Here is a 12,394-nt window from a genome sequence, read left to right as displayed (position 1 = left end):
TATATCAAGTTTGTTTGTTGAAATAATCTTTAATGCTCATAACTATAAATTAAATTATACAAGCTGAGAAATAAGTTCTTCTATAATAGAAGGATTGAAAGGTCTGTCAATAAGAGCTGTATCTTTATTTAAAACAACATTTCTTTCACTAAAGCTTTCCTTATCTTCTCTATATAGAATTCCAGTTGGAATCTTATTTCCAAACTCCATAGCTTTTTCTAGTGCAGCAAGTTTATTGCTAGGGTCGTAGTTTTCATCTAAAGAATAAACTCTATTTTTATAGAAGGAGAAAGTGTTAATATGATTAAAAGTTACGCAAGGTTGAAAAATATCCACCATAGCATATCCTTTATAAGAAATTGCTTCCTTCATAATTGAAACAAGCTGATCCATATCTCCACTAAAGGCTCTGGCAACAAAGCCTGCTCCAAGTGTTATAGCTAAAGCTACAGGATTTAATGGGGCATTGATATTTCCAGTAGTTTGAGCCCCAGTTACTAAACCTATTCCAGAAGTAGGAGAGGCTTGACCTTTTGTAAGACCATATATTTGGTTATCATGAACAAAATGAGTTATATTAGTGTTCCTTCTTATATTATGGATAAAATGATTTCCGCCTTCTCCATAGGTATCACCATCACCAGAATCTACTATAACTGTTAGCTTATCATTTGCCATTTTAGCAGCAACTGCAACAGGTATTGCTCTACCGTGTAAACCACAGAAACTATTAGCACTTATATATTGAGGCAACTTAGCGGCTTGCCCAATTCCTGCAACCATTAAAACCTCATAAGGGTCCTTTCCTAATTCAGTTAACGCTCTTTTTAAACTTTCTAATATATTAAAATTACCACAGCCTGGACACCAAGCTGTTTCGTAAGTACGAAATTGTTCACTCATATCTTAAACCTCCTTTATAATTCTATCTACAATTTCATTTGCAGATATTTGTCTACCATCATATTTCAAAATTTTATAATCGCAGTTTATTCCTGTTTGTTCTCTTATAAGATCCGCTAATTGACCAGTAGCATTTTGTTCTATATCAATAATTTTTTTAGCCACTTTAGCCTTTTCGTTAAGTTTCTTTTGGGGCAATGGATACACATCTCCAAATAAAAGGGCTCCAAAACTGCCAACATTTCTTCCATTTAGCAATTTTACTGCTTCCTTTATAACACCATAGGTAGATCCCCAGCTTAGAAGCAAATTATCACAATTTTCATCACCAAAAAATTCTGGTTCTTCTAAATCAAGTTTTAAATTACTAAGTTTTCTCATACGCTTATCCATCATTTCATTTCTTACTTCTGCAGATTCAGTAATCTTACCCATTTCATCATGTTCATCACTATCTGCTGTTACAAAGTTTTTTGTTTTTCCTGGAATAAGTCTTGGAGATACACCATCTTCAGTTATTTTATATCTTAAATATTCTCCATCTTTTATATTTACTTCAGCAGGTTTATAAACTTTAACTTTATCTAAATCGAAAGACTTGACAGAAGCTATACCATCACCTAAGTATTGGTCACTTAAGATTATTACTGGAATTTGGTATTTCTCTGCCATGTTGAAAGCTCTAATAGTCTGATAAAATGCATCTTCAATCGTACGTATGGCGATAACCATTCTTGGAAATTCACCTTGTGATGCAGAAATGACAAACTTAAGATCGCTTTGTTCTGTTCTGGTTGGAAGTCCAGTAGTAGGGCCTGGTCTTTGAACATCAACTACTACTAAAGGTATTTCGGCCATACCAGATAGTCCAAGGGCCTCAACCTTTAAGCAAAATCCTCCTCCAGAAGTTCCGGTCATAGCTCTTGCTCCTGCAAAAGAAGCTCCTATAGCCATATTTATTGCTGCGATTTCATCCTCTGCTTGCTCAACTAGCACATCTGCTTTTTGTGAAATCGATGCGAGATATTCTAGAATTGATGTAGAAGGAGACATAGGATAAGCGGAATAGAATTTTAATCCTGCAGCTATAGCTCCTAAAGCTAAAGAAGTATTACCGTTTAATATCAAATAATCTGAGAAGGTCCCAGGTTGAGAGCTAAATTTAGATTCTACACTATCGTAACCTCTCATAGCAGCTTTTATATTAACTTCTAAAAATCTTTCTTTTACTGATGATTTTAGAGCTTCTTCTATATTTGTATTTTCAATTCCAAAAAGCTTTATAGCTGCACCAACAGCAATGGTACCAGTAACATTGGTATTTCCAAGTTCTTTAGCTATTTTCTTCATAGGAACTTTTATTGCTCTATCATCATCAATATTAAAATCGGAGTCACTCAATATAAAACCATTTTCCTTTAGCTTATCTTTATGAAGTTCAGCAGTATCTTCGTTCAATGCAATAATTCCATCAACTTCATAAGTATGGGAAAGTACTTCTTCAGTTCCGAAACGTATAAGTGAAAAATTATGACCTCCTCTTACTCTAGACATCAAATCTTTTACAGTAAAAACGCTATATCCTGACTTTTTTAACAATTTTTCAAGTATGGAAGCAGTGGTATCAACGCCTTGACCTGCAGCGCCCCCAATAAGAATATTATAATTCATAATAAAAACCTCCTTGTATAATCTAGTTGTAACATTTGATAGAAAACTATTTATCTTTCTAACGAACATTACACCTCTTATTATTTTTAATATTCTAATTTATTACTTTGCCTACGCCCCGATAGGGAATATGCATTTCATATCTTAAATAGTTTTTTATTTAAATTCCTTAAAGGAATCTAACCAAGTTTTATATAGTCTAGTATAATACTCCTGAATAGAAGATAGATGTAAACCTCCTGGGAGGTCTTTTAGAACCTATACCCGTAAAAAAGCGTATCATTTCATCAGGTAGAATTCTATGTTTAGCTGGTTGGGTTTCCCTTCGGGAATTACCCGTGTCACAAACAAGGTTATAAGCTATCTGACAGAGTGGAAGTTCTATTCTATATCTAAAATTTAATTTAAGGAGATATATACAATGTCTAATTTTTTTTATAGTCCTGTAATAGGAATTGATGTTTCAGCTGATTTTTCATATACTGCAATACTCGCACCGAATGGTGATATTTATAAGAAGTCATTTAAAATAAAGCATGATCTCAATGGCTTCAACCACTTAGTTAATGAAATAAAAAAAGTGGAAGAAGAGTTTAACATGAAAACTGCAATTTTCATGGAGTCCACTGGCGTGTACCATTTATCTCTTTTCCACTATCTTAATAAATATTTCGATAACACATTTGTTATCAATCCACTCGTTACTAAGTCTAACAAAAATGGCGACATAAGAAAAGTGAAAAATGATAAAAAAGACGCTTTATCTATTGCAACAATAGGAAAATTTCAAAACATTAAGTTATCACAACAACTTAGCCTTGATATTTTTCTTCTGAAAAATCTTGTAAGAGAGTATTACAAACTTACAGATACTAGCTCTACTTTTAAGAAAAAATTATCCGCTGATTTAAGAGTTATTTTTCCTGGCTATAATACTATATTTTCAGATTCAACATCTAAAAGTTCAATTGAGCTTTTAAGTCAATATCCAACGCCACAATCAATTTTAGAGGCACCTAAGGAAAATATAATTAAGATTTTCCTTGATAGCTCTAAAAAGGGCATTATCTGGTCGGAAAATACATATTCCAAATTATTTAAGGTTGCTAATGAAGCTAAAATAATTGGCTTACCGTTAGACGGTTTAGCCGTCAAAATAGCCAGCTCTATAACATTAATAAAAACTATTCAATCAGAGATTGATACATTGTTACAGAAAATTAACAATTTTATACAGTCTGAAACTTTTCCTGAATCTATTAGAGCTAATATTGAACTAATTGATTCAATTCCTGGCATAGGGCAATTAACTGCTATTACTATAATAGCTGAAATAGGTGATATTGATGGTTTTCTTAAGCCCAAACATCTTGTAGCTTTCTTTGGTATTGATAGCTCAGTTAATCAATCAGGTAATTTTAAAGGCGATGATAATAAAATTTCAAAAAGAGGAACTCGAATCGGTCGAAGAGCATTATATTCTGTTGCACTAGCTTCAATCCGTAACAATCGTAATGGAGTTCCTATAAATAAAGTCCTATTAGATTATTATCAAATAAACCTTAAAGGCAAAAAGCCTAAAATCGCCTTAGTCGCTATAATGCATAAAATTATAAACTACATTTTTGCTGTTCTCCGAAATCAAACTCCGTTTGAGCAAAGAGATCCCAAAATACATAAGCAAATGTTCCTAGAAAATAACTCTTTAAACAAAGTCGCTTAATTTTATTCCAATTTCTGTAACCGTTCGTGTTTTGAAACGGTTTGTTTGCCATACTCTTTTTCCAAAAACTATTTTTTTGAAAATTAACTTGACTATTATTAGCTGGTCTTATTTATTAATTTATCTAAAATAATGTTATTATTTATATTCTTGAATTTATAATTATTATTAATTGATAATTATTATCGTTATATTAATATTAGCACTTATTTCTATTGTTGTAAAGAAAGTATTTTGTTAGTTAATGGATAAATATGTGGTATATTACCAGTGTAATATATTTGAGAATTTACTGAAAATGAGCAACTTTCATGAAATTAATAATGATTAATGGAAACAGGTTATTTGCTTTGAACTGGACTAATTTATGTTGAAGAAGAGTATGAGAAATTTGAAATAGCACATAATCTGGGTAAAAAAGCGTGGGCTTTGGCTACACAACAGAAGCAATGCAGGAATGGTGTCAAGTGCAATAGTTATGCATTTTATGTCAAATAGACTTGATGATGATAAGAATAATAATGGAAAGCTTTTGGTAGGTATAAATATATTTTATATATTATTTATGTTTATATTTGCTATTACAAAAAACTTTAGATTAATGTTAATGGCGTATTTAGCGACAAATACCTTTAGAACTATAAATGAACCTATATTTAGTGTATGGCTTAATGGACATATAGACGATAAGGCTAGAGCCACTGTACTTTCTATAAATGGACAAATAAATGCCTTGGGTCAAATTTTAGGCGGTCCAATTATAGGAATTGTTGCACACGTGGATGCTGGAAAACAACTTATGATCCATTGAACAAAAAAGAGTATCTCCTTCATAAATTAAACACAATTAGAGATTAAATTTAAATGATAACTTAAATTCTTATATAAGATTTAAATATAAGAGTATAGAAGTCTTAAATGATTATTACAAATAAATGAAATTAGTTATTAAGTAAATTGGATTATGTTAAAATATAACGAACTAAATTAGAATAAAAAATATATGTTGCAAAAATAATTCTTCATAATAATTATTAAAGAATTGTAAGGATTTTAGACGCAATTGTGTATTGTGAATTGCAATATATATATTAATAATCTTGTGAAAAATGAATACTTAGAGAGATAAAAGCTTTGAGTATTCATTTTCTACTTTAAGGGGGTAATTATGATTAAACGAGAACGGATCAAAACATTCTTTTTATATGGTGTTTTCATTTGCTACATACTTTTATTAATTAAAATATTGTTTTTATCAAGAATCTCTAATTTGGATCATAGGTCAATCAATCTCATTCCTTTTTATAGTATAAAGGAATATCTATTTAGTAGCTCTGCCTCTATAAAAAAATTCGCTTTTGGTAATGTGGGTGGAAATATAGCTATATTTATTCCTCTTGGTGCATATTTGCTATTATTCAAAAATAATAAAAGAGTAATAACCAATTTATTATTTGTATTTATAGTAAGTTTGTTTGTTGAAATCATTCAGGGGATCTTTGGAATTGGAGCATCAGACATTGATGACATAATTCTAAATTGTTTGGGTGGATTAATTGGCATTTTAGGATATAAGTTTTTCTTGTTTATATTACCAGATGAGAAAAAAGTACATACTGCGATTGCAATACTATCTGCTATTGCATTGCCACGTATATTATTTTATTTATTCATAATGAAAATGAGACTCTAGATATCGTTATTAGATATTCAATAATATGCTCTATAAAAAAGAAACCCAGGAATTAACACAATCTGTAACATATATATGTTGCAAAAATAATTATTCATCATAATTCTGAAAATATTGCAAGAATTTTAGTCGTAATTGTAAATTGTGAAATGTGCATTGTGAATTGCAACATACATGACATTCTTATATTGTTAAGAAGATATATTCTTAACAATATTTATTCTTCAGAATACTAGAATATATATTCTAATATTCTGAAGAATATGCTTGTATAATACGGGTTTGAAGGCGTGGAATTAAAAAAGTTATTAAGATATGATTAATATGGCAAAAAAGGTTATAGGCTAAAAAATAGGACTGTTCTCAAAAAATAATGAGAACAGTCCTATCATATTTATCAATTCAAATAACTATATCAATTTCACACTAAGTCCAAGAAACTCCCAATTAAAAAAGTCAATTATATATTGGAATTTAATAAACTTGTCCACTTATTTTGTTTGTTATTTCTTTCCACCATAGTTTTTATATGTTTTATATACTGCGTTTGCATATTGATCAGCTAGGATTGGTCGACCATATGAGTCGGTGCAACCTGGATACCAGTTTGGACCTCCATTATAATGCAATAAACCATTATATACACCACCAAATTGATCAACCATCTCCTTTATAATCAATCCACCTAATGCTACCTGATCTTGAAGATTTCCATGATTATAAGTTCGTCCATATGTTGATTTAAACTTTGCTGCATATGCATTTCTTGTACTTGGTTCCACTTGCATTAATCCATCACCAGATGAGGGACTGCCAGATAAGCCTGCACCAAAATTACTCTCTTTTTTTATAACTGCACATAATAATAATGCAAAATCTCCATTCTTACTAAATTTCTTATCTACATTATATGCATATTTCCATATGTTACTTGGAACTTCACTAGGCTTTGATACTGATGTTTCCGTTAGATTCGCAAGTTTTGCTGGATTTGTAGTTATTGTTGAATTTGTTGTTGCTGCCTTAGCAAGCATCGGCATTTCAGTTAATGTAAGTCCAATTACTAAAGTGAGAGCAACTAGTTTTTTTAATTTCTCGTGTTTCATAATACATCACTCCTTTAAATTTTAATGAAAATCCATAAGACACATTCACCCCATAGGGGAGAGTGCAACTCACAGGTATTTATTCATGACTCTTTAGAGCCAAAAAATCATGTTAATACACTTACTTGGAATATAAAGATTTAATTTTGAAATTATTTTGATTAATAACCTTAAATTAAAACCTATATTATATAAATTCGAAAAGAGTAATTTTTTTCAGTGGGATAAATTTAGTTATTTTGCAAAAAAAATGTTTTTAGAGTCTAAATTAGTTTCGCATAATGTCTAGAATGGGTAGTTGATGTAATGGGATAAAAAGAATTAATATTAGAAGATGATTTAGGATAATGAATGGTGAACCTCATCATAAGTAAAAGATAGCATGTAAAAAAAGAAATATTATAAATATAAAAATAATTATAAGAAATAAATATTGACACTTGAAGGTCTAATTGTTAAGCTATAAATAGTTAGAATTCTAAGTGAAGTTTAGGAGGGATTTGAATGACTAATTCTAAATACTCTATAGAAACACCATATTCACAATTAATTAGAAGTATTGCGATAAAAATGAAACTCAGTTCTGATGAAAAAGTTAAAAAGTTAGGATTGAATTCTCAACAAGGACGTATGATAGGTTATATTTATGAACATCAAGACAGTGGTATTATTCAAAAAGATTTGGCAAAAGTTTTTCAACGTACAGAAGCAAGTATTACAAGTATGCTGCAAGGATTAGAGAAAAAAGGATATATTGAAAGAAGAATTCCTAAAGAAAATGAGAGACAAAAATATATATATGTACTGCCTAAAGGTGCTGAACTCATAGAAGATTTTAATAAATTGGTAGCTGAGGCAGAGGAAAATATTATTGCAAACTTGACGGAACAAGAGAAGGAAACTTTGTTAGCTTTGTTATTGAAAGTAGATAGAAATCTATAAGTTATTAATATAATAACTTATAACTAAAAACTTAGAATTCTAAGAATACGAATTCTAATAATACTTATTATGGAGGATGAAATTATGAAACAAAAATTTTCAAACGAATATTATTTAGAAAGTGCACCGATTACTAAGGCAATTGCACATTTATCTATTCCTATGATGATCGGTATGTCAGTAGGTACAATATATAACGTTATTAATGCTTTTTTTATTGGACTATTAAACAATACAGATATGTTAACTTCTATCACTTTAGGACTACCAATCTTCACTATACTAATGGCTTTTGGAAATATGTTAGGGGCTGGAGGCGGAACATTTATAACTCGTCTTATTGCTAAACAAGATAAAGAGAAAGCTAAGAAGATAGCTGGATATTCTTTTTATAGCAGTATTATTATAGGAATTTTGCTTGGAATAATTGCTATAATAGCACTTAATCCTATTGTTAAGATTTTGGGGGCAGATACTTCTGCTATTATTAATTATACAAAAAGTTATTCTTTAACTATGTTTATTGGTGGTTTTGCAATTATAATGAACTTCGCATTGGAGCAAGTTGTGAGAGCAGAAGGAGCATCAAAAGAATCAATGTTCGGAATGGTTGTAAGTACAATTTTTGGTCTTATATTTGACCCATTATTTATACTAGTATTTAAATTTAATGTTATTGGAGTAGCAGTATCAATGATTTTAGCTAATATAGCTTCATCAATTTATTATATTTACTACTTGGAAACAAAAAGTGAGAATTTAAAAGGATTTATTAAGAATTTTAATATTTCCCTTAAAGATAAAATAGAGATATATAAAGTTGGAGTTTCTGAATTGTTCCTAGCTGGTTTTCTAATTATTACAACTCTTCTTTTGAATAATTATTCAATTAGATATGGAGAAAGTGTGGTAGCTAGTTTTGGTATTGCCTTGAGACTTGTACAAGTACCAGAATTCCTTGCAATGGGACTCGCATTAGGAATTATCCCTTTAATTGCATATAATTTTTCTAATGAAAACTTTAAGAGATTAAAAGACAGTATAAAGCAATCAGCTTTATGGATTTTAGGATTATCAGGTGGATTTGTTACTTTAGTTTTTATTTTTAGAAATGTAATTATTCGTCTGTTTTCTAATGATTCAGCAGTATTAAGTGTCGGAGTTTATATCATGGCAGCCATGCTTATTTCCGCACTTTTCAATGGATTTACTACATTATTTACAGGAATTTTTCAAGCATCAGGTCAAGGAATACCATCAACAATTATGGGAATTACACAAGGAATTCTTTTTATTCCTGTCATAATAGTATTGAATAATTTCTATGGATTGCATGGTGTTATATGGTCTATGACCATTACAGAAATAATTACCTTTTTAACTGGAGCAATACTATATATTATTTTTAATAATAAAATAAAAAATAATCAAGTAGTAGCAAACTAGGATTAATTAAATAAATGAGTTTTTTTGCCTATCAGTTGCTCTAAATATATATAAGATAAACAGCTCATTAGCATATGAGCTGTTTATTATGCTGTATAAGGAATTTTATGGTATAATATTTAATAATACGCTGAATTATTGAATTAGTTTATAGTGTTAATTTATTGATTAAACGCATATATAAACATGCGTGGAATAAATAAGATAAAACGGTGGAAGGCGAAATATATGAAATCTATTTTTGATTTTTTAATAAGAAAATTTGTTAAAGACCACAAAAATGTAAATTCCCAATCAGTAAGGCAATCTTACGGGACTCTTGGAGGAAATGTCGGGATAATAATAAATTCTTCTATTCTTATTCTAGAAATTGTTATTGGTTTATTTCTAAACAGTATAGCCATTACGGCAGATGCTTTTCATAATCTAACAGATGCATTATCTTCGTTAGTTACAATATTTAGTTTTAAACTTGCAAATCGTCCGGCAGATGATAAACATCCTTTTGGCTATGGAAGAATAGAGTATATAACTGCACTTTTATTTTCTGGTGCCATACTTGTAGTAGGATTTGAATTTCTAAGAAGCTCGTTTTTACGTGTTTTACATCCTGTAACTATACCTTTTGATAAAGTAAGTTTTATTTGCATGCTGTGTGCAATACCATTGCAAATTTTTCTTAATAGATTTACAAATTATATAGGTAATGTTATTGATTCCTCTGCACTCAAAGCATCAGCATTAGAATCATTTACTGATATCTTAGTTCTATCTATGGTTACATTTTCTTTACTTATTACAAAGTTTACAACTTTTCCTATTGATGGATATATAGGATTAATTGTATCTCTCTTTATTCTCCATTCAGGTATAGAACTTGGAAGAGAAATGCTTGGTACTATAATTGGAAAAGCACCAGAAAAGGAATTTGTAGAAGAGCTAAAAAGCAGCGTAATAAGTTATAAATATATATGCGGAGTACATGATCTTGTAATTCATAATTATGGACCAGGTAGATATATGGCTTCTTTGCATGCTGAGGTTCCAAGTAATATATCGATTATGGAACTGCATGATATTATAGATAAGGCCGAGAAGGAAATTGGTAAACGAATGAATGTATATCTTTCAATTCATATGGATCCAATTAATACAGACAGCCCTGAGATTACAGCCTTAAAAGAAGTAGTTTATGAAAAGATTAAAGTAATAAAAGGTATATTATCTATGCATGATTTTAGAGTTGTTGGAAAAAGTGAAGAAAAAACTATATTATTTGATGTGGTATTGGACAAGACTAGTTTTAAAGATAGTGAAAAAAAGGAGCTACAAGCTCAAATACAAGATATCATATATAGTATTAATCCTTCTTATAGGAGTATCATTACTTTCGATAGAGAGTTTTACTAAATGATATATAAAATAAATGCTATAGATAGCCTTAAACATTGATATAAAATGTTTAAGGCTATTTATAATTCTTTGGAGACGATGCTTCTACTCCTCAATGGAGATTATATCGACATACTCTTTATAAAAAACTACCTACTCCATTAAAAAGAGCACATAAATGAGTATTGCTTGAAATATGACTTCTGATGCTGACGTTAAGTGTATCAATTTATTGTTATACATATTAAAAGTATTTTGGCAAATAATAATTTTATTATAATTTATAGGTTGTTGAATAACTAATTTTTACAAATGGTTATTTAAGAAAATATTCTTAGAAATTATATATTCCAAGGATATTTTCTAGTTTTTATTCCTTGCTGCTTTTTGTTAAATTCATCTATTAAGTACGCTAATAAGACCCATTTTATATGACGTTCGTATCGGGCTTGCCCATAAAGCCTTGGGTTTTCTAAGTTATATAATCCCTTTAATACAGAGAATAATTGCTCTATTTTCAATCTGTTTTTATATAATTTTGATCCAATAGGAGATTGAATAAACAAAGCATTTTCATATCGTTTATCAGTAAATGACTCAATACTTTTAGCCTTACGCATATTTATATCAGTTAACAAATTAAATTCTAAGCTAGAAGCAATTTCAAACCATTCTAATGAATCATATGCTGCATCTGCAAGTATTAAAAATGGATTATAAATTTTAGCTTCATATAGTAAATCTGAGACTTGATTATCATAAACATTAGCTGTTGTTAAATAAAAAACTAGAGGAATTATAATATCACTAACTGCTGCAATACAGTGTAATTTATAACCTTTATAATATCCAAGGCGGGTACCCTTACCGGATTTAGCTTCGCTATCGTATTTTGAACTTCTTAAAGCAGTTCCATCTATTGCACACAGTCTAGTTTCAGGATTGATAAGTTCAACAAGCATAGCATAAATACCATAATATATATGTTTCTCTAAAATTTTAGTTCTTAATGAGAATGTAGAATAATCTGGTACTTGATTGAGTTGAATTATAGACTGAAACACATAGTCTTGCTTTATACGATATTCAAGCTCTCTTAAACTGAAAATACTACTTTTAACGCCATATAATATACATGCAACTATTTGTTCATCTGAATACTTACGTGGTCGCCCTTTAGTACTTTTAATATTCGAATTTAATTTAGCAAATGCAATTTTAACAGCTTCAAAAATTTTATAATGGTCATTTTCACTTTTAATATTTGATGATATAATCATATTTGAGTCATTCCTTATGTGATATATTTGGGTTTTTCGCGAAATTATTATATCACAAAGGGATGACTTATTTATTTTTTACAAATTCTGTTTATTCAACAACCTATAATTTAGTTAAAACTTAAGGGAGTAGATAGTTATTATGAATATACAGTATGTGCAGGGAGATTGTTTCTTTAGAAGAATTAATAAACTTAACATTGAATATTTCATCTATTATAATTTTTATGAAGAATTA

Annotated in this window: 9 protein-coding genes and 1 pseudogene; 6 read left to right on the top strand and 4 right to left on the bottom strand. The window is 29.5% G+C overall.

The genetic code is table 11. The annotated features are described in order from the left end of the window. Positions 1 to 54: 54 nt before the first annotated feature. Together F3K33_RS18550 and F3K33_RS18545 are read right to left on the bottom strand one after the other, a co-directional pair. Positions 55 to 903, bottom strand: a complete 849-nt coding sequence (locus F3K33_RS18550; protein WP_039773895.1) for a 2-oxoacid:ferredoxin oxidoreductase subunit beta — start codon at positions 901 to 903, stop codon at positions 55 to 57. Between the two features lie 3 nt (positions 904 to 906). Further along, positions 907 to 2,574: a 2-oxoacid:acceptor oxidoreductase subunit alpha gene (locus tag F3K33_RS18545; RefSeq protein ID WP_039773894.1), complete on the bottom strand. Its 1,668-nt coding sequence runs from the start codon at positions 2,572 to 2,574 to the stop codon at positions 907 to 909. A 421-nt stretch (positions 2,575 to 2,995) separates the two neighbouring features. Between F3K33_RS18545 and F3K33_RS18540 the strand changes: the two genes are divergently transcribed. The 3 genes and pseudogenes from F3K33_RS18540 (at position 2,996) to F3K33_RS18530 (ending at position 5,990) form a co-directional block, all read left to right on the top strand. After that, the gene (locus F3K33_RS18540; RefSeq protein WP_154862458.1) at positions 2,996 to 4,297 is read left to right on the top strand and encodes an IS110 family RNA-guided transposase; all 1,302 of its coding nucleotides are present in this window, start codon (positions 2,996 to 2,998) and stop codon (positions 4,295 to 4,297) included. Between the two features lie 454 nt (positions 4,298 to 4,751). Continuing rightward, positions 4,752 to 5,072, top strand: a pseudogene (locus tag F3K33_RS18535) (MFS transporter); the annotation flags it as partial. Positions 5,073 to 5,465: 393 nt separating this feature from the next. Then, a complete protein-coding gene (locus F3K33_RS18530; protein ID WP_039773660.1) occupies positions 5,466 to 5,990 on the top strand; it encodes a VanZ family protein in 525 nt (174 codons plus the stop codon). Positions 5,991 to 6,493: 503 nt separating this feature from the next. On the opposite strand, the gene F3K33_RS18525 is transcribed toward F3K33_RS18530, so the two are convergent. Next, positions 6,494 to 7,096, bottom strand: coding sequence for a transglycosylase SLT domain-containing protein (locus tag F3K33_RS18525; RefSeq protein ID WP_017210342.1), 603 nt, complete (start codon positions 7,094 to 7,096; stop codon positions 6,494 to 6,496). A 504-nt stretch (positions 7,097 to 7,600) separates the two neighbouring features. On the opposite strand from F3K33_RS18525, the gene F3K33_RS18520 reads away from it, so the two are divergent. From F3K33_RS18520 to F3K33_RS18510, 3 genes are all read left to right on the top strand, one after another. Continuing rightward, on the top strand, positions 7,601 to 8,038 hold the full coding sequence (locus tag F3K33_RS18520; RefSeq protein ID WP_023974173.1) for a MarR family winged helix-turn-helix transcriptional regulator: 438 nt from the start codon (positions 7,601 to 7,603) through the stop codon (positions 8,036 to 8,038). Between the two features lie 84 nt (positions 8,039 to 8,122). Continuing rightward, the gene (locus tag F3K33_RS18515; protein WP_039773662.1) at positions 8,123 to 9,484 is read left to right on the top strand and encodes an MATE family efflux transporter; all 1,362 of its coding nucleotides are present in this window, start codon (positions 8,123 to 8,125) and stop codon (positions 9,482 to 9,484) included. Between the two features lie 228 nt (positions 9,485 to 9,712). After that, positions 9,713 to 10,894, top strand: coding sequence for a cation diffusion facilitator family transporter (locus F3K33_RS18510; protein WP_039773663.1), 1,182 nt, complete (start codon positions 9,713 to 9,715; stop codon positions 10,892 to 10,894). A gap of 323 nt (positions 10,895 to 11,217) precedes the next feature. Here the strand turns inward: F3K33_RS18510 and F3K33_RS18505 are convergent, their stop codons facing one another. After that, positions 11,218 to 12,156, bottom strand: a complete 939-nt coding sequence (locus F3K33_RS18505; RefSeq protein WP_054249135.1) for a transposase — start codon at positions 12,154 to 12,156, stop codon at positions 11,218 to 11,220. Positions 12,157 to 12,394: the final 238 nt, after the last annotated feature.

The sequence above is a fragment of the Clostridium beijerinckii genome, assembly GCF_008705175.1.
GTDB classification, from domain to species: Bacteria; Bacillota; Clostridia; order Clostridiales; family Clostridiaceae; genus Clostridium; species Clostridium beijerinckii.
Note: the sequence above shows the minus strand (reverse complement) of the source record. Positions and strands in the feature narration are given on the sequence as shown.